Source organism: Flavobacterium sp. 28YEA47A (assembly GCF_041262125.1).
Lineage (GTDB): Bacteria > Bacteroidota > Bacteroidia > Flavobacteriales > Flavobacteriaceae > Flavobacterium.
The window spans coordinates 234,915-253,785 of the sequence record NZ_JBGCCI010000003.1 but is presented as its reverse complement, the minus strand read 5'-3'; the positions used below and the strand labels follow the sequence as shown (position 1 = coordinate 253,785).

At 37.8% G+C, this 18,871-nt stretch carries 20 protein-coding genes; 9 read left to right on the top strand and 11 right to left on the bottom strand.

Features of this window, described 5'->3' with window-relative positions; all coding sequences use genetic code 11:
* Positions 1–4: 4 nt before the first annotated feature.
* The 4 genes from ABH942_RS05585 to ABH942_RS05570 form a co-directional block, all read right to left on the bottom strand.
* Positions 5–472, bottom strand: a complete 468-nt coding sequence (locus tag ABH942_RS05585) for an OsmC family protein (RefSeq protein ID WP_370029995.1) — start codon at positions 470–472, stop codon at positions 5–7.
* A gap of 77 nt (positions 473–549) precedes the next feature.
* Positions 550–1,227, bottom strand: coding sequence for a hypothetical protein (locus ABH942_RS05580; protein ID WP_370029994.1), 678 nt, complete (start codon positions 1,225–1,227; stop codon positions 550–552).
* 164 nt (positions 1,228–1,391) lie between these two features.
* Positions 1,392–2,840 carry a glyceraldehyde-3-phosphate dehydrogenase gene (locus tag ABH942_RS05575; RefSeq protein ID WP_370029993.1) on the bottom strand — a complete coding sequence of 483 codons (1,449 nt, stop codon included), beginning with the start codon at positions 2,838–2,840 and terminating at the stop codon, positions 1,392–1,394.
* A gap of 183 nt (positions 2,841–3,023) precedes the next feature.
* On the bottom strand, positions 3,024–4,436 hold the full coding sequence (locus ABH942_RS05570) for a S1C family serine protease (protein WP_370029992.1): 1,413 nt from the start codon (positions 4,434–4,436) through the stop codon (positions 3,024–3,026).
* 182 nt (positions 4,437–4,618) lie between these two features.
* Here ABH942_RS05570 and dapF point away from each other — a divergent pair, with 182 nt between their 5' ends.
* The 5 genes from dapF (at position 4,619) to ABH942_RS05545 (ending at position 8,657) form a co-directional block, all read left to right on the top strand.
* Positions 4,619–5,401, top strand: a complete 783-nt coding sequence (dapF, locus tag ABH942_RS05565) for a diaminopimelate epimerase (protein WP_370029991.1) — start codon at positions 4,619–4,621, stop codon at positions 5,399–5,401.
* A 12-nt stretch (positions 5,402–5,413) separates the two neighbouring features.
* Positions 5,414–5,947, top strand: a complete 534-nt coding sequence (locus ABH942_RS05560) for a GNAT family N-acetyltransferase (protein ID WP_370029990.1) — start codon at positions 5,414–5,416, stop codon at positions 5,945–5,947.
* 13 nt (positions 5,948–5,960) lie between these two features.
* On the top strand, positions 5,961–7,001 hold the full coding sequence (gene mltG / locus ABH942_RS05555) for an endolytic transglycosylase MltG (RefSeq protein ID WP_370029989.1): 1,041 nt from the start codon (positions 5,961–5,963) through the stop codon (positions 6,999–7,001).
* A 2-nt stretch (positions 7,002–7,003) separates the two neighbouring features.
* Positions 7,004–7,918 (top strand): DUF2279 domain-containing protein, encoded by a 915-nt coding sequence (locus ABH942_RS05550; RefSeq protein ID WP_370029988.1) that lies wholly within the window; start codon positions 7,004–7,006, stop codon positions 7,916–7,918.
* Positions 7,919–8,015: 97 nt separating this feature from the next.
* Positions 8,016–8,657 (top strand): peptidoglycan-binding protein LysM, encoded by a 642-nt coding sequence (locus ABH942_RS05545; RefSeq protein WP_370029986.1) that lies wholly within the window; start codon positions 8,016–8,018, stop codon positions 8,655–8,657.
* Positions 8,658–8,723: 66 nt separating this feature from the next.
* Here ABH942_RS05545 and ABH942_RS05540 read toward each other — a convergent pair whose 3' ends face one another.
* The 3 genes from ABH942_RS05540 to dnaA are packed head-to-tail and all read right to left on the bottom strand — an operon-like array spanning position 8,724 to position 11,383.
* On the bottom strand, positions 8,724–9,440 hold the full coding sequence (locus tag ABH942_RS05540) for an SAM-dependent methyltransferase (RefSeq protein WP_370029985.1): 717 nt from the start codon (positions 9,438–9,440) through the stop codon (positions 8,724–8,726).
* On the bottom strand, positions 9,437–9,904 hold the full coding sequence (locus ABH942_RS05535; RefSeq protein ID WP_370029984.1) for a low molecular weight protein-tyrosine-phosphatase: 468 nt from the start codon (positions 9,902–9,904) through the stop codon (positions 9,437–9,439). The genes ABH942_RS05540 and ABH942_RS05535 overlap by 4 nt, the downstream gene beginning before the upstream one ends.
* Positions 9,905–9,955: 51 nt before the next feature.
* Positions 9,956–11,383, bottom strand: a complete 1,428-nt coding sequence (dnaA, locus tag ABH942_RS05530; RefSeq protein ID WP_140002313.1) for a chromosomal replication initiator protein DnaA — start codon at positions 11,381–11,383, stop codon at positions 9,956–9,958.
* A 200-nt stretch (positions 11,384–11,583) separates the two neighbouring features.
* Here dnaA and ABH942_RS05525 point away from each other — a divergent pair, with 200 nt between their 5' ends.
* Positions 11,584–11,988, top strand: coding sequence for an acyl-CoA thioesterase (locus ABH942_RS05525; protein WP_370029983.1), 405 nt, complete (start codon positions 11,584–11,586; stop codon positions 11,986–11,988).
* Positions 11,989–12,008: 20 nt separating this feature from the next.
* Here the strand turns inward: ABH942_RS05525 and ABH942_RS05520 are convergent, their stop codons facing one another.
* The 3 genes from ABH942_RS05520 to ribD are packed head-to-tail and all read right to left on the bottom strand — an operon-like array spanning position 12,009 to position 14,268.
* Positions 12,009–12,620, bottom strand: coding sequence for a YigZ family protein (locus ABH942_RS05520; RefSeq protein WP_370029982.1), 612 nt, complete (start codon positions 12,618–12,620; stop codon positions 12,009–12,011).
* Positions 12,621–12,623: 3 nt separating this feature from the next.
* Entirely contained in the window at positions 12,624–13,232 is a 609-nt protein-coding gene (locus ABH942_RS05515) for an HAD family hydrolase (RefSeq protein ID WP_370029981.1), read from the bottom strand.
* Complete coding sequence (gene ribD / locus ABH942_RS05510; RefSeq protein ID WP_370029980.1) at positions 13,225–14,268, bottom strand: bifunctional diaminohydroxyphosphoribosylaminopyrimidine deaminase/5-amino-6-(5-phosphoribosylamino)uracil reductase RibD; 1,044 nt, start codon at positions 14,266–14,268, stop codon at positions 13,225–13,227. The genes ABH942_RS05515 and ribD overlap by 8 nt, the downstream gene beginning before the upstream one ends.
* Positions 14,269–14,319: 51 nt before the next feature.
* On the opposite strand from ribD, the gene ABH942_RS05505 reads away from it, so the two are divergent.
* Both ABH942_RS05505 and prmC read left to right on the top strand, forming a co-directional pair.
* Complete coding sequence (locus tag ABH942_RS05505) at positions 14,320–15,132, top strand: hypothetical protein (RefSeq protein ID WP_370029979.1); 813 nt, start codon at positions 14,320–14,322, stop codon at positions 15,130–15,132.
* A gap of 20 nt (positions 15,133–15,152) precedes the next feature.
* On the top strand, positions 15,153–15,998 hold the full coding sequence (prmC, locus tag ABH942_RS05500) for a peptide chain release factor N(5)-glutamine methyltransferase (RefSeq protein WP_370029978.1): 846 nt from the start codon (positions 15,153–15,155) through the stop codon (positions 15,996–15,998).
* Positions 15,999–16,002: 4 nt separating this feature from the next.
* Here the strand turns inward: prmC and ABH942_RS05495 are convergent, their stop codons facing one another.
* Entirely contained in the window at positions 16,003–17,244 is a 1,242-nt protein-coding gene (locus tag ABH942_RS05495; RefSeq protein ID WP_370029977.1) for an ABC transporter permease, read from the bottom strand.
* Positions 17,245–17,415: 171 nt separating this feature from the next.
* Here ABH942_RS05495 and hisS point away from each other — a divergent pair, with 171 nt between their 5' ends.
* Complete coding sequence (gene hisS / locus ABH942_RS05490) at positions 17,416–18,783, top strand: histidine--tRNA ligase (protein WP_370030270.1); 1,368 nt, start codon at positions 17,416–17,418, stop codon at positions 18,781–18,783.
* Positions 18,784–18,871: the final 88 nt, after the last annotated feature.

Here is an 18,871-nt window from a genome sequence, read left to right as displayed (position 1 = left end):
GTGTCTAGATTTTACTTTGAGGAATGTGTTTTACAGGAAAGTTGACTGAATTGGCAATAAAGCAAAGCTGATTGGCTTTTTTGTGCAGCTCATTTGCCTTTTCCAACATGGAAGAATCGCTTACTGTCACGATTGGATTTAAAGTAACTTCAGTAAAATGCCCGGAACCATCATCATTGACAATCATTTTTCCTGTAGCATGATCTTCATAATCAGTCACAACTATTCCAGCCATAACGCATACATGAAGGTAGGACATCATATGGCAGGCAGATAGTGACGCCAACAAAAGATCTTCTGGATTGTGAACGGTTTTGTCTCCGTGAAAAACGGGATCAGACGAACCTTTTATCTCGATTTTGTTATCGATAAGAATTACGTGGCTTCTTTCGTAAGCTCTGTAGCTTGAAGTTCCGGTACCTTTATTTCCGGTCCAGCGGACTGTTAGTTTGTAGTTATGTTCTGGATGCATTTGTGAAGTTTAAAAATGATTGCTTCACAAATTTAACTATTTTTGATTGAGTTGCTTAGCTTTTTCTGAATGCTTATTTATCTCACCTGGTGGATGGTAAAATAGGATTCTTCACCTCCGCTTAGTATTCCTACAGTAAGAACTCCGCCGCTATAACCTCTGAAAGTAATCGTATCGCCAGTATTTAATTGCATAAGGGTTTGTATCGAACGGTTTGGAGGATTGATGTTTATACCCAACAGCTGTACATTCACGTAGCTTTCCCTTACATTGATGACTCCATTTTTGAATATGGCTAGACCAAAATCTCCAGCTGATACTAGACTTGGACTTGCTTTGATGGCAGCATATACGGAATAGATTCCGGGTTGTTTTGCAGTGAAGGTATTTGTTGTTGTATTGTATTCGCTATTGGTGTCAAATTCTATTGTGTTGAAAGGTATTGTTGTATAGGCATTTGCTAAAATGCTTATGTTGATTAATGCCGGACTGCCGGTGGCAAATCCTCCTTTGATAAAAGTTTTCAAGTGGCTTTCGATAACGCTTTTTGAGGATATCCTTTGCGCATTTCCCAGAGCATCGACTACTAGGATTGAATCTTTTGCGGCAGTAGCACGAGTATTGCTGGTGGTACTTCGTAATCTGAAATTACCGTTGACGTCCAACATCGCAGTTGGATCAGTTGTGCCTATTCCGACTTGGGCAAATCCAAGCACAGGCAACAGCATCATTAGATGGAGTAGGATTGATTTCATAACATTTTTGATTTGGGTACTATCAAAGTTATGAAACTATATACTAAATCGCAAAATGAGAATGTTAATATTTTGAAAGTTTCATTTTGTGAATTTGATAGATAAAAAAAATCCGCCTTATTGCTATGACGGATTTTTTACCAAAATTAAAATTCAAAAAACTACTAATAGTAAGAATACCTTCTTACTTTAGAGATGTATTTCGCTAAGCGAATTACCTGATGGCTATAGCCATATTCGTTATCATACCAGATGTATAATACGATATTTTTACCATCGGCAGAAACTATGGTTGCGTTACTGTCATAAATTGACGGAGCAGAAGTTCCTACGATATCTGATGATACAAGTTCGTTGTTAAGTGAATATTTAATCTGCTCAACAAGTTCACCTTCCAAAGCATAATGCTTCATAATGTTGTTGATTTCCTCAACAGATGTTTCTTTGTTAACTTCAAGATTCAATACTACAAGTGAACCGTTTGGTACAGGAACACGGATAGCATTTGAAGTCAGTTTTCCAGCCAGGCTAGGCAATGCTTTAGCAACAGCACTTCCGGCACCGGTTTCAGTGATAACCATGTTTAAGGCAGCAGCTCTTCCGCGACGGTATTTTTTGTGCATGTTATCGACCAGGTTTTGGTCGTTAGTATAAGCGTGGATAGTTTCCAAATGTCCTTTTACGACACCCAAAGTATCTTCAACCGCTTTTAGGATAGGAGTAATAGCATTTGTAGTACAAGATGCTGCAGAGAAGATATTTACTTCGTCCGGGCTGTATTCGTTGTGGTTAACACCATGAACGATATTTGGAACGCCTTTGCCGGGAGCAGTAAGTAAAACTTTATCAACTCCTTTTGATGTCAGGTGTCTTGCCAAAGCTTCTTGTGTTGTGAAAGCTCCGGTATTGTCTATTACCAAGGCATCAGAAATTCCGTAAGCTGTATAGTCGATTTCTTCCGGGCTTCCAGCTGTAATAACGTGAACGGTTGTTCCGTTAATGATTAGGGAATTGTTTTCCGGATCTGCAGAAACAGAACCCTGAAAGTCGCCATGTATAGAATCGTATCTCAAAAGAGAAGCTCTTTTCTCTAAGCTGGTCGCGTCATTTTTTTCACGGACAACAATCGCTCTCAATCGCAACTGTGTTCCTTTTCCTGTTTTAGACATCAATTCACGGGCTAACAATCTTCCAATACGTCCAAAACCGTACAATACAACATCTTTGGGTTTGTTATTTGGAAAATCTTTTGCGTTTTTCAATTTGTCAATAACAAAAGCTTTTGCATCATTGTATTTATCATCCTCCAAGTGGTATTCGTAAGTTAGCTTTCCGATATCCAATTTTGCAGGAGGAAGGTCTAAAGATAAGATAGCACGAGCAATTTCGACAGAATCAAAAACATTAATCGGCTTTCCAACAAACTCTCCCGCATATTCGTGAAGATTGATGATGTCACTTACATTGGTATTGATCAGCTGATTTTTGAAAAGAACCAATTCGATAGATTTGTCATACCATAAATCACTGATGATCTTAATGAATTCTACGCCGGCTCTTCTTCTGTCTGCCTGAAAAGAAAGCTCTTTTTCGTATAGTGCGGTCTTTGTCATAATGTAAAAAAATGTAGTTTAGTGTGTTGTGCATATTTTGATGGCGCAAAAGTATAGATTTCAAACGTTTTCGTAAAGCATTTTATTAAAAAATTTACATAAAAAAAGCCAGTTGTAAAAACTGGCTTTTGTACTAAATAGTTTCAAGCGGACTTGGATGTTGAGGGTGCTGGCTCGCCTCAATTATTTTATCTCAACAAAAAATTTAACCAACTCGCCTCGTTTATTAATCATGGTAAGTTCAACCATAGATTCGCTTGATAATTTTTCATTGAAAATGTTTGCAACTGTTTCGGTATCTACAGCTTTGGCATCGTTAATAGCTATGAGGATATTTCCTTTCAGTGCATTATAGTAACGCATAAAACTTTGGTTTGTGATGTCTTTGACTTTTACTCCATAGTCGATATGGAAGCGTTTTTTATCGGATGCATCAAGGTTTTCAAAGATAATCCCGTTTAGTTCGGCATTGACAAATTCGTTTTTAGTTATCGTTACCGGAACTTCCATTGCTTTGCCATTTCGGATAAATGTTGCTTTTACAATATCATTCGGACGTTTGGTGTTTACATAACTTGATATGTCAACAAAACTTGAAATGTTAGTGTTGTCTAATTTTATAATGACGTCACCTTGTTGGATTCCCGCATTGGCTGCACCTGAGTTTTTGTCAACTTTCTTCACATAGAACCCTTGTGAAGTTGAAAGTTTCATGTCTTTTGTGATAGTGCTGTTTAATTCATAACCTTCCACTCCAAAGACTCCTCTTTGGACATTTCCGTATTCCATAATGTCTTCGATGATTTTTCGGGTAATATTGGATGGAACTGCAAAAGAGTACCCTACATAGGAACCGGTCATGGAAGAAATCATAGTATTGATTCCAATCAATTGGCCTTTGGTATTTACTAATGCACCACCACTATTTCCAGGGTTTACAGCAGCATCGGTCTGAATAAAAGACTGAATTCCTTTTTGATCCAGGTTTCTGGCTTTAGCCGAGATGATTCCTGCTGTTACAGTAGATGTAAGGTTATACGGATTTCCTACAGCTAAAACCCATTCGCCTACTTTTACATTATCTGAATCTCCAAAAACCGCATAAGGAAGTTTTTTATCAGTATCGATTTTCAATAAAGCAATATCCATTTTAGAATCCGTTCCAACCAGTTTCGCTTTATAGGTTTCTTTGTTATTTAAGGTTACTTCCAATTCAGAAGCATCCTGGATTACGTGATTGTTAGTAACAATATATCCATCTTCGGAAATAATCACTCCGGAACCGGTACCTACTTGTGCTTGTTGCTGGCCGCCTTTGTAGCCGTAAAAATATTCAAGCATCGGATTGCTGATGGTTCTGTAGGAAAGATTCTTGACGTGGACTACCGTATGTACCGCATTGTCAGCGGCGGCTGTAAAATCAACTGCTTCTGCTCCCAATCCCACGTTTTTCGTATAATTTGCGGGGGCAGTTGTCACAATTGATTTTGTATTGTCAGAAAATAAGCCGTCATTTTCAAAGAACAGCTTGTAAGCGCCCAAAGTGGTTGCGCCACTTAATAAGGACACTAAGAATAAACCGGAAAATCGTTTCATAGTCGTTGTAATTAAGTTATTTAATCGTAAATATATATTGAAAATTGTGCCATGATTTTAAGTTTAACTACTGGTTAACAATGATTAACATTTCATTAAATATTCCTACTTTTGTTCTGATTAATTTCGTACTCTGGCAGGGTGTGCAACACCCTGCCAGGGTTAAAATAAACAAACGGAAAATGCAACTTAACTTCTATAAATATCAAGGAACCGGAAACGATTTCATAATGATTGACAATCGCGAGGGCCTATTTTCAAAAACCAATACCAAACTGGTGGAAAGTCTTTGTGACAGGCGTTTTGGAATTGGTGCTGATGGGCTGATTTTGCTCGAAAATGACAATTCGACAGATTTCCGAATGGTCTATTATAATTCAGATGGGAATGAAAGCTCTATGTGCGGGAATGGCGGACGCTGTCTGGTTGCTTTTGCAAAGAGTCTGGGAATTATTAATGATAAAACAATCTTCATTGCTACTGATGGTCTGCACCATGCTGCCATTTCAGAAAACGGAATAGTCTCTTTACAGATGAAAGATGTAGATGAGGTACAACTAAAAGAAGGTTATGTGTTTTTAGATACCGGTTCACCACACCATGTTGAACTGGTAGACGATTTGGAACATTTTGATGTAAGAGGAAAAGGCGCTGCCATCCGATATGGAGAATTGTATGGACAGGCGGGAAGCAACGTTAATTTTGTAAACCAGGAATCGGCTGACACTTTTTCACTGCGCACTTATGAAAGAGGCGTTGAAGATGAAACGCTTTCTTGCGGAACCGGTGCAACGGCAGTAGCTATTGCCATGCACGCTTTAGGCAAGACAAATTCAGACAAAATCCAATTGAATGTCGAGGGCGGAAAACTGGAAGTTTCTTTTGTGCCTAAAGATGGAAAATATACGGATGTGTTCTTGAAAGGACCTGCCACTTTTGTCTTTGCCGGAAACGTTACTATTTAACAAGAACATCAGATGATAACCCTGAAAGGAAAAACTATTTATCTCAGAGCTCTCGAACCCGAAGATCTTGAGTTTGTTTTTGCCGTTGAAAATGATGAGTCGATATGGGAGTTCAGCAATACGCAAACTCCTTATAGCAGATTTCTTATCCGTCAGTATCTTGAAAATGCCCATCAGGATATTTATGAAGCCAAGCAATTGCGCCTGGCCATCTGCAAAAATGATACATTTGAGGCTATCGGGCTGATTGATCTGTTTGAATACGATCCGAGAAACAATCGGGCGGGAATAGGGATTGTTATCAGGAATGAAGGAAACCGAAACCAGGGCATAGGCTCGCAGGCATTGGAACTGCTAATCCAATATTCTTTCCGTCAATTGAATTTAAAACAGCTGTTTGCAAATATCAATCCCGAGAATGAAGCAAGTATAGCACTTTTTACTAATTTTGGCTTTGAAAAAATCGGAATAAAAAAACAATGGAACTTGATCGATGGCGTTTATAAAGACGAAGCGATGTTTCAACTAATCAATCAACAATCTTAAAAAAAAGTATTACGTGAAAATTAAAAAAATCGTTGCAATATTTTCAGTGCTTTTAGTGCTGGCGCTGTCCATCTATGGTTATATGCTGTACAGAAAAATCTTTTCTGCCAATACAAAATTTTCTGAAAGTGAAATGTATGTCTATATTCCTACGGATTCAAATTATGAAACTGTAGAAAAAATTGTAGCACCCTATATCGAAAATATGGATAACTTCAGAATGGTTGCTGAAAAGAAATCGTATGTTGCCAACGTGAAGCCAGGTAAATTTCTTTTGAAAAAAGCAATGAATAACAACGATATCATTAATTCGTTGCGCATAAGCCTACCGGTGAAGTTGGCGTTCAATAATCAGGAAAGGCTTGAAGATTTTGCAGGAAGAATTGGCTCTCAGATTGAGGCAGACAGTACTTCTCTGATGAAGGCTTTTACAGATAAGACCTTTTTGGAAGAAAACGGATTTACGGAAGAAAATGTATTGAGCATGTTTATTCCGAATTCGTATGAGTTTTTCTGGAACACTTCTGCGGAAAAATTCCGTGACAGGATGGCAAAAGAATACCGTGGTTTTTGGAACGACGAAAGAAAAGCAAAAGCTGAGGCTTTAAATCTTACACCTTTGGAAGTTTCTGCCTTGGCATCAATCGTGCATAAAGAGACAGTAAAAACAGACGAAAGACCAAGAGTAGCGGGAGTATACCTAAACCGATTAAAATCAGGTATCAAACTTCAAGCGGATCCTACGGTTATTTATGCTGTTAAAAAAGAAGCGAATGATTTTGAGCGTGTTATAAAAAGAGTTTTAAATAAAGACCTTGAAACGGTATCGCCATACAATACGTACCAAAATTTTGGATTGCCTCCGGGACCGATTGCGATGCCTGACGTATCAGCAATTGATGCCGTATTGAATCCGGAAAAGCACAATTACATCTACTTCTGTGCAAGTGTGACTAATTTTGGTTACCATGAATTTGCCGTGACTCCTGCTCAGCATGAGGTGAATCGCCAGAAATATATAGCCTGGGTGAACAAACAAGGAATCAAAAGATAGTTTTGAAATATCATAGCGCATTATATTTTTTATTCTTGCTGCTATTTACGGATGGCCTGGCGCAAAATCAATTCCAAGATTTTCTCAGGCCATCTGATAGTTTAAATATACAGCGAAGAAATGCCGTTGTCATTTCAGAAGGTGTAGCCATAACGGGTGCTCTTGTCGGACTGAGCCAACTTTGGTATAATGATTATGAAAAATCCGGTTTTCACTTCAAAAATGATAACGCCTCCTGGCTCCAAATGGACAAAGCCGGACATGTGTATTCTTCCTACCACATTGGGCGTTTTGGTGCGGAACTTCTGAATTGGAGCGGCGTCTCAAAAAAAGATCAGCTAATATATGGAGCCACCACAGGTTTTGTATTCCTGACGGCAGTAGAGGTTCTTGACGGATATTCTTCCGAATGGGGTTTTTCCTGGGGTGATGCTGCGGCGAATGCTTCAGGAACCTTGTTGTATGTTTCTCAGGAGCTGTTATGGGAAGAACAGCGTATTGTCCCGAAATTTTCTTTTCATAGAACTCCCTATGCCGGAGCACGGCCAGAAGTGCTAGGTGCGACTTTTTCAGAAGAAATTTTAAAAGATTATAACGGACAAACTTACTGGCTTTCAGCTAATATCCATTCTTTTTTTAAGGAATCAAAAGTTCCAAAATGGCTCAATTTTGCTGTTGGTTATGGAGCTGAAGGAATGATTACGGCAAATGATGAGCTCGTAAACACGATTTTCCTGCCTGAAAAGCAAAGAACACGTCAATTTTATCTGAGTCTCGATGTCGATCTGACAAAAATTAATACCAATTCACATTTTTTAAAGACGCTTTTTTCTGTTTTTAATTCTATAAAGGTTCCTGCACCTACTATAGAATTCAGGGAGTTAGGCGGCATAAAGTGGCACTTTATCTATTTTTAGAAAACATTAACAGGCTGATTTTCAGTTTAATATTATTTGTTGTATATTTGCCGCGTAGAAATTTCAAGAAGGTGACAGCGCTTGAGAAATCAAATTTATGTTAAGAAAGTATTATTTTTTTGCAGGACTTATAGTGTCCGTAGCGTTCATTACATTAGGGTTTACCTCTAAAGAATCAGAAAAAGACTCTTGGTTTTATGTAGGAGATGATGAAGAAATCATTAGCACAGTTCCTACACAAGATGAAAGCCAATATGTCAACCTAGAACTCCCTTACACCGGGAAATCGTACACAGGCTTTAAACAAGCCATTGCCATCAGAGAATCTCAAGGCCAATACCAATTAGTCAATCCTTTTGGATACATGGGTAAATACCAATTTGGTATGTCGGCTCTTCGTTCCATCGGAATTAAAAGCCGAAGCGAGTTCTTAAATAATCCAAGACTTCAGGAAAAGGCTTTCAAAGCACTATTGTCAATCAATAAGGCGCAATTGTCTGCTGAAATTGAAAAATTTGAAGGAAAGATTATCAATGGAGTCAAAATTACCGAATCCGGAATTCTGGCAGCGGCACATTTAGGTGGAGCCGGTTCCGTAAAGAATTATTTGCATAGCAATGGCAGACGCAAATTTAAAGATGGCTTTGGTACATCAATGAAAAGTTACTTTAAGCTATTTGCTGGTTATGATACTTCACATATCATTCCTAATATGAATGCAAAAGTGAAGCTGAATTAAAAAAGAGCTTATCGAAGAATAAAAAAAGGAAGACGAAAGTCTTCCTTTTTTTATTTTATGTTTCTGCTAGTTGGTCTTGTGAATGATAAAAATACAAGGTCGGTTATGCAGATCTATTTTTGTTTTTTTCCAGTCTGCTACTCTTAGTGTTTTGATATACTCGCTAGGTAGTGTAATATCACAGGCAATGCATAATAAGGTATTGCCTTGCAATGTTTGAAGTAGATCTTCCAGCAACTTGTTATTTCTGTAAGGCGTTTCAATAAAAAGCTGGGATTGATTTTTGTCGTAAGACAATTTTTCCAGGTTTTTTAAAGCCGACTTTTTTTCTGACTTGTCAATAGGAAGATAACCATTAAAGGCAAAACTCTGTCCATTCATTCCGGATCCCATAAGTGCCAATAGGATGGAGGAAGGGCCAACCAGTGGAACTACCTGTATTCCTCTTTCGTGCGCAATCTTAACGATGACCGCGCCAGGATCGGCAACTCCGGGACAACCGGCTTCAGACATCAATCCTACATTAATTCCTTCCAGGCAAGGTTTGATCATCTGTTCATATTCCTTGCTGTCAGTATGCTTGTTCAGCAGGCTTATTTTTAAATCGGGTTGTTTTTTTTCAGGGTGCACGGCTTTTATTGACTTTCGTGCCGTTTTCTCGTTCTCGACGATATAATAATCAATGAAATCGATAGCTCTCTTGACAGTTTGCGGCAATACGTCCATCGGGTCGCTTTCGCCAAGCGTTGTCGGAATCAGGTATAGTTTTCCTAAGGCTTTCATTGGTGTTTTGCTATAAGTTTTTCAGCTATGATTTCGCAGACTTCGTCTAACATTCCATATACATTCGAAAATCCGTCTTCCAATCCGAAATAAGGATCCGGAACGTCTACATTTTCGTCAGGGAAAAGCTCGTTAAGAATCAGGCTGACTTTTGATTTTGCTTCTGCATTTGGAGCCAAACGTAGGACATCTTTATAATTGGAATTGTCCATCACAAAAATATAATCGTTGGTCTCAAAATCCTTAGCGGTAAACAATCTTCCTCTTTGTCTCGAAATATCCAAACCGTTTGATTTGGCAATAGCTATCGATCGGGAATCGGGCTGTCTGCCAACATGCCAGTCACCTGTGCCAGCCGAATCTACTATAAACTGATCCCTAGGAAGTTTGGACTGCAAAATTCCTTCTGCCAATGGTGAACGGCAGATGTTTCCGAGGCAGACCATCAATATTTTTATGGGCATAATCTTAAGTGTCAGTTATCAGAATTCAGGCTTCGGAAAGTTTCTGAGTTCTTATAAAGATAATTTCTTATTGATATCGTCAACAAATTTCTTGAACTGCTTGTCTGTCGAAACCAGGTTGTCAACAGTTTTGCAGGCGTGAAGTACGGTTGCGTGGTCACGATCTCCAATTTGTGATCCGATATTAGCCAAAGATGCTTTGGTGTATTTTTTTGCAAAGAACATTGCCAGCTGTCTTGCCTGAACAACATGTCGCTTTCTTGTTTTAGACTGAAGCATATCCAGGTCAAGTTGGAAATAATCGGATACGACTTTTTGAATATAGTCGATAGAAATTTCGCGCTTAACATTCTTTACGAATTTTTCAACAATCTGCTTGGCAAGATCAAGCGTTACTTCCTTTTTGTTAAAAGAAGACTGTGCAATTAAGGAGATAATAGCTCCTTCTAATTCACGGACATTTGACTTGATGTTTCTGGCAACATATTCAATGATTTCTTCAGGAACTTCAACACCATCACGATATAAGATGTTCTTTAAGATAGAAATCCTGGTTTCATAATCCGGTTGGTGCAATTCTGCGGAAAGCCCCCATTTGAAACGGGAAAGCAATCGCTGTTCAATATCCTGCATATCAACAGGAGCCTTGTCTGAAGTAAGGATTACCTGTTTTCCGTTTTGGTGCAGGTAGTTGAAAATATGGAAAAATACATCCTGAGTTCCGGTTTTTCCAGATAAGAATTGTACGTCGTCAATAATAAGAACATCGATTAATTGATAAAAATGGATGAAATCATTACGCGTATTTTTCTTTACGGAATCAATATATTGCTGCGTAAATATTTCGGCAGAAATATAAAGTACCGTTTTTTCAGGGTATTTGTCTTTTATCTCAACACCTATAGCGTGTGCCAAGTGGGTTTTACCCAAACCAACGCCGCCAAAAATCAACAAAGGATTAAATGAAGTACCGCCTGGTTTGTTGGCAACAGCCATACCAGCTGAACGTGCCAATCTGTTTGAATCACCTTCAAGAAAGTTGTCAAAGCTGTAATTGGCATTCAATTGGGATTCGATTTTGACATTCCTGATTCCAGGAATAACAAAAGGATTCTTTAGTTCAGGATTTTTATTTTGTAATGGAACATCAACATCCTGTGCTTTTACAGGTTGGCGGTGTGCACTAGGCAATTGTTCCGTAAACGGTTGTTTATTGCCATAAGTGTTTTCCATTTTAATTTTATAGAGTAACTTTGCGTTTTTTCCAAGTTCTTTTGTCAACGCAACTTTTAATAATTTCACGTAGTGTTCCTCCAGCCATTCATAAAAGAATTTGCTGGGAACCTGGATGTATAAAGCATTGTCTGTTAGCTCAACCGACTTAATAGGTTCAAACCAAGTTTTGTATGCCTGATCTTGAATGTTGTCCTTTATAAAAGAGAGACAATTTTCCCATACCGATTGCGCAGTTTTGTTCATATATCCTGATAAATTATTATGTTTTTAAAGTAATTCCTACAAAAGAAAAAGTACATCTTTCGTAACTTCTTTGGGAGAACAAATATGTGACAAAAATCTGTAAAAAAAAATTAATTACATGTTGATTTTGTAAAAATATTGTTGTAAGTACACAATAAAAATACATTGTCTTAACCTTAATTTTAAAATACAAAAAAAGGATGCGAGAATATGAGTTTAAAGTAAGAGTTCGTTATGCCGAAACGGACCAAATGGGGGTTGTTTATCATGGAAATTATGCCCAGTATTTTGAGATGGGACGCGTGGAATGGCTCAGAAATCTAGGGGTTTCATATAAATGGATGGAAGAAAACGGAATTATGCTTCCGGTTGTTTCACTTTCTATGAACTACAAAAAGCCGGCTCGCTATGACGACCTGATCCGTGTAAAAACCATCTTTAAAAGCCAGACGTCTGTGAAGATAGAATTCGACTATGAGATTTATAACGAAAAGGATGAGTTATTAACAATTGGCAATTCTGTGTTAGTATTTGTTGATATGAAAACGGGTCGTCCAACACTCCCTCCTGACTATATTGTTGAGAAGCTTTTAACGCTCGCATAGGAATACTATTGAATCGGCATTTATTCTTTCAATTTGATGCCGATTTCATATAAATTAGAAAAAATGTCGAATACCATTTCGGCATTTTTTTTTCTGGTTTTGATCTCAATTTCGCAGCTCATTTCCATCTTTTGCGAAACGATATCGAGATTTTTTTCCTTAATGACGCGCATTACCTTGTTCATGTTTTTGTAGTCAAAACTAACCAGATAGTGAATGTCGATTGTCTTTTCTACAATTTCTGAAGCTTCCAAGGCCATCTGTGCGGCGGTCCTGTAGGCAGAAATTAGTCCTCCAACACCTAATTTTACGCCGCCAAAATAGCGCACAACCACAACCAATACGTTTGTAATTTCAAAAGATTGTATCTGGCCGTAGATAGGCATTCCGGCACTATTGCTTGGCTCGCCATCATCATTGGCACTGAAATATATTTTTTCTGTCCCAATCTGGAAAGCATAACACCAATGTCTGGCGGAATGATGCTGTTTGCGTAGGTCTTCAAGAATTTCTTTAGCTTCCTCTTCAGACGAAATCGGGAATGCGTAACCGAAAAATTTACTGTTTTTTTCTTTGTATAAAACTTCTTCCGATGGAAAATCGAGCGTTCTGTAAGTATCTTTTACTTCCAAAATTTATAGAGAGATAATTTTTTTGTCGAACATATCTACAACATCTTCTTCGCCAACTTTTAGGTTCCATACCTGAAACCCGAGACTTTCGGCAACATCTGTATTGTCTTTTCTGTCGTCTACAAATAAAGTGCGTTTGGGTGATAATTCGTGCTTGTTGATAATATAATTAAAAGCTTCCGGCTCCGGTTTCCGCTGTCCGATTTCAAATGAGAAATACACTTTTTCAAAACATTGGTAGAAATCCCTGCTGAAAGATTCGCCCACAATATGCTCAAACTGCTCTACATGTATGGAATCTGTATTGCTAAGCAGAAACAACCGGTAGCTATGTGAGAGTTTATGAAGGAATTCCAATCGATAAAGGGGAAAGTCCAAAAGCACTTTGCTCCATGCATTTTTGATTTCTTCCAGCGAAGCATTTGGGATATGGTTTTGGATTCCTTTCAGAAAATCATGTTCTTTGATATTTCCCTTTTCAAATTTATAATTCAACTTGTCCAGCTCTTCTGTCCATTCTTTCAATCCTAACGATTTCATGGCTTTTTGCATGGCTTCGAAATCCAGGTTGATGAAAATATCTCCAAAATCGAAAATTATTGTATTAATCATGGTTTTTGAAAATTAAGAGTTCGTCATTCAGGATGTTTTTCCTGTCTATCAATTCTCCTTTAATTTTTGGAGCTGCCGTTCCTGAAACCAATGAAATTGCTCCTTTGAAGACTCTGGCTTCATCCCAAAGTCCTGCATCGATAAAAGTTTGCAATGTCATTTTACCACCTTCGATAATCACGGATTGAATATCGTTTTTGTGCAAAATTTTCAAAATAGAATCGGGGAGGCTCCTATCAAAGATAGTATTTTCAAAAATAATATTTTCAGAATTTGTCGTTTTTTCCTCTTCCGTAATAATAATTGTTTTGGATGAATTGTCTTTTACGGCATAGTGATTTGGGATTTTTCCGGTTCTGTCCAGTACGATACGGATCGGGTTATTGCCTTTCCAATCGCGGGAATTTAATTTCGGGTTATCGTCAAGTACTGTTTGCGTTCCTACTAAAATGGCCTGTTCTTCGGTTCTCCATTTGTGGACTAATTGTCGGGAATACGCATTGGTAATCCAAACCGGTTTTTGCTCATCTCTGGTATTAGGACTTAAAAAACCGTCAGCACTTTCAGCCCATTTTAAAATAATATAAGGTCTTTTCTTTTGGTGAAACGTAAAGAAACGTTTGTTCAGCTCGTTGCATTCTTTTTCCAAAATGCCAACCGTTACGTTCCTTCCGGCTTCGTTCAATTTTCTTATTCCGTTTCCGGAAACTTTTGCAAAAGGATCAATGGTTCCTATGACAATATTGGGTATTTTCTGCTGTATAATCAGGTCGCAGCAAGGAGGCGTTTTTCCGAAATGGCTGCAAGGTTCCAGGCTTACATATATTGTCGATTTTTCGAGCAGGGATTTGTCTTTTACAGAATTGACCGCATTGACTTCAGCATGAGGCTCTCCGGCTTTTTGGTGCCAGCCTTCGCCTATGATTTTGCCTTCATATACGATAACGCTTCCCACCAAAGGATTCGGATAAGTTGTTCCAAGTCCATTTTTGGCAAGTTCGATGCATCGTAATATGTATTTTTCGTGTATCTTCACGGAACAAAAGTAAGCTAAAATTTTTTAGAGCTTGAAATCCTGAATCCGAAAATGAAAAGAATAGTATTGCCTTTTTTCTTATTTTTTATACTGTTTTCCTGTAAGGACAATAAAGATGTCCAAGAGGTGAAAACGACTGATACAATTGAAAAAGCAGTTGTTGAAAAAGTACTTCCAGCAGATGAGGCCGTCTCTGAAGATGCTGATTTTAATAACGACTTTAATATATTGCTTGCCACAAGTTATCGTACTTGGGAGAATAAGAATCCAGCTACTTCATTGACTAAAAACTGGGCGGATTTATATGAAAAGAATGGTAGGTTTTATCTTGGTAAAGCCGATTTTAAACTGGAAAACGGCTATGATGAATGTGCCGGAGATTCTACAAAAATTATCAATTCCAACACAAAAACACTTCTTTTTATGGATTTACCGGAATTAAAGTCGGGTGAAATCAAATCATTGAAGATCGACAAAAATAAGATTTGGCCTAAGGAAAAAATAACGCTTGTTTTTAATGGCATTGAATATTTTTTAAGGGCAGAAGGTGAAGTGCTTTCTTCTGAAAAGGTTATTAATGATGGAGGAAATGAGGAAATTTTTCAAAACGTAAAAAACTACAAACTCTATATTTCCACAAAGAATACTCCTGAAAAATTGCTTTTACAGGAAGCCTCTTTCAATGATACTTTTGTCGAATTGCTTTTTGTGGGTGATATTGATGGTGATGGCAAATTGGATTTTATTTTTGGAGCAAATAGGGATTATGAAGAGGAAAGAGTAATTTTGTTCCTGTCTTCTAAAGCCAGTCCGGAGAATAGCGTCAAAAAGGTAGCTGAAATTGCTGTCCAATTCGATTGCTAGAACTGCAAAAAAAATCAAAAATGTTAGCTAAAGACTATCGGAACCAATTTATAGAAAAACTGACGCCCTTGTATGATGTGTTGGAAGCGGAGAGCTTTTTTTATATCATACTGGAAAGTTTCCACAAGATGAAACGCATTGATTTGGCATTGCATCCGGATTTTGCTTTTACAGATCAGGAAACCTACAAATGGAATCAGGTTTTGGAAAGACTTGAAAAAGAAATCCCGATACAATATATTTTAGGCGAAACCCATTTCTATGGATTGGAGTTTGAAGTAAATGAAAACACTCTTATTCCCAGACCTGAAACCGAAGAATTGGTAGAATGGATTATCAAAAAAAACGAATTTAAAGGCAAAGTAAAGATTCTCGATATAGGAACGGGCAGTGGCTGTATTGCAATTTCTCTGGCAAAAAATCTTCCTGATGCTGAGGTTTTTGCTATTGATGTTTCTGAAAAAGCATTGGAAACTGCAAAAAGAAATGCTCTTGCAAACGAAGTAGCTGTTGTTTTTATGCTGAAAGATATCTTGAAGGCTGAGAATCTGGAACATGATTTTGATATTATTGTTTCCAATCCGCCGTATGTCAGGAATCTTGAAAAAGAAGAAATAAAAAAGAATGTCCTGGACTATGAGCCACACCTGGCTTTGTTTGTTGAAGATGATGATGCCTTGCTTTTTTATCGTAAAATCTCTGAATTGGCACAGAACAATCTGAATGAAAAAGGCGAGCTCTTTTTTGAAATCAATCAATATCTTGGATCAGAAATGATTAATCTGTTAGAAGTAAAAAACTTCAAAGAAATCGAATTGAGAAAAGACATCTATGGTAATGACAGGATGATTTTCGGAAGAAAATAGGTCGCTATTCGTATCGTAACGCTTCTATAGGATCAAGATAAGCTGCTTTTATTGCAGGATACAGCCCGGAAAATAAAGCAACGATAAAGCTGATGATTACTGCGGCAACGATTGCCATCCACGGAGCAACGAATTCAAAATTCAGGCCGAGAGAAATTAAGTAGCCAATCAATACTCCTAGAAAAATACCCACAAAACCACCAATCTGCCCAATAACAAGACTTTCTGTAAAAAACTGAAAAGCTATGGTGGAACGTTTTGCGCCAAGTGCCTTACGTACGCCAATTTCACGTGTTCTTTCGGTTACAGAAACAATCATGATATTCATTAAGGCAATAGAGGAGCCAAAAATGGTAATAATACCTATAACCCAAGCAGCAATACCCATAAATTCTGTTTGAGAACGAAGCATTTGCAAAAGCTCGTCGCTTCGGGTGATTCCGAAATTATTTTCTTCAACAGGGTTTAATTTTCGGACTTTTCGCATCGTGATTATAGCGTCATCAACGGCCGCATTCAATAATTCTTCTTTTCCTACGAGCACTTTCAGATCGTAATTGATATTAGGTGCTGTAAATAAAGAACGGGCAATCTGGGTTGGGATCAATACGCGCAAATCCTGACTGTTTCCAAAAGTGGAACCTTTTTCTTTAAGTACTCCAATTACCCTGAATTTGGCACCTCGAATGGAAAGTACCTTATCTATTGGATTGACATCTTTTAATAGTCCTTTTAAAAAATCAGAACCTACAACACATACATAATTGTTGTTTTGGATATCAAATCCCGTGAAATTTCTTCCTACCTGAGTTTCAAGTCCAGAATTGATAAGGAAGTTTTCATCGACACCTAAAACAGAAATATCCGGATCGGTCTTTTTATTTTCAAATTTGATTTCTGCGGTAGACGTTGCCGTAAATGACAAAGAAGTTGTTGTAAAAGGATAGGTATATTTTTCCTGGAATGCTTTGGCTTGCGGATAGCTGATAATCGGATTGATTTTTTCAACATTATTATTTCTGTTGATTTGTGCCGATGCATCGTATTGGCTCATTGAAAATGTATTGGAACCCATAGAGGAAAAATTACTGCCAACCGTGTTCTCCAAAGCGGATACTAGGGTGAGGATTCCGACCAATGCCGTGATTCCGATAGCGATAATAAGTACCGTTAAGATGGTACGCAATAACTGGGTTCGGATGGAACCCATGGCGATATGCACGTTTTCTTTCAGCAGTTTGAACATGTCTCCGTTTTATGGCTCTAAAGTATGAATTTTAAGTCATAAGTCGCAAGTTGGATGTCAAAAGTTACAAGTTTAAAGTCAAAAGTTGAAACCCGATTCTATTTTCCCAAATCCCAAATAAAAATAAGATATTTGCATAAGTTTAAAGTACAACAAAGAAGTCTAAAAAAAATGGCCAAACCGGGAATTCCAAAAGGGACCAGAGATTTTTCACCAATCGAGGTTTCAAAGCGACAGTATATCATCCAGATTATAAAAACCAATTTTGAACGATATGGCTATCAGCCTATTGAGACGCCATCTTTTGAAAACTCCGAAACCCTTATGGGGAAATATGGGGAAGAAGGCGACCGTTTGATTTTTAAGATTTTGAATTCTGGTGATAAAGTCAAAAAAGCTGATTTGGCAGCTTTAGAAGCGAATAACCTAGCTAAATTTTCCAATTCGTTATCAGAAAAAGCATTACGTTACGATTTGACTGTGCCTTTTGCGAGATATGTTGTTCAACACCAGGCGGAAATTGAATTTCCATTCAAAAGATATCAGATTCAGCCGGTTTGGAGAGCAGATAATCCGCAAAAAGGACGTTTCAGAGAATTTTATCAATGCGATGCCGATGTTGTAGGTTCAACGTCTTTGTGGCAGGAAGTAGAATTGGTACAGCTGTATGATGCCGTGTTTACCGAATTAGGGTTGGAAGGCGTTACCATAAAAATCAATAACAGAAAAATATTGTCCGGCATTGCAGAAGTTATTGGAGCAAGCGATAGGCTTATCGATTTTACCGTGGCTTTGGACAAGTTGGATAAAATTGGCGAAGATGGCGTTAAGAAAGAAATGCTTGGAAAAGGGATTTCTGCTGAAGCAATAGAAAAAGTACAGCCTTTATTCCAGTTTACCGGGACAATTTCTGAAAAGATAAATAAACTCTCAGAACTTTTGCAATCATCAGAAGAAGGAACAAAAGGAGTAGAGGAACTGCAATTTATCTGTAATACGGTTGCTAAGTTAGGTTTGAAAAAATCAAACCTTGATTTAGATGTTACGCTAGCCCGTGGATTGAATTATTATACCGGAGCTATTTTTGAAGTAGCTGCACCAAAAACCGTAGCAATGGGTTCTATTGGTGGCGGCGGTAGGTATGATGACCTGACAGGTATTTTCGGATTGAAAAATGTGAGCGGCGTCGGGATTTCTTTTGGACTTGACAGAATCTATCTTGTTTTAGAAGAATTAGGCCTTTTCCCGCAAACGGTTACCGCAACTTCCAAAGCTATCTTTTTTAACTATGGAGAAGCCGAAGGTTTTTATGCTATGCAAGCGGTTACCCAATTAAGAAATGAAGGAATAAAAGTAGAGTTGTATCCTGACAAGGCAAAACTGGACAAACAATTCAAATATGCTGAAAAACGCCAGATTACTTTTGCTGTCATGGCAGGATCAAATGAAATAGCAACAGGAAGCTATAGCGTAAAAGATTTGGTGACAGGCGAAAAGCATACCGTAGATTTTGAAGGCCTGAAAAAAATGTTACAATAATTATAATCCCATATATAAACAAAAAGTCCCGGAAACCCGGGACTTTTTTTATAAAATCAACCTAAATAAATATAATCCCCATAATTAT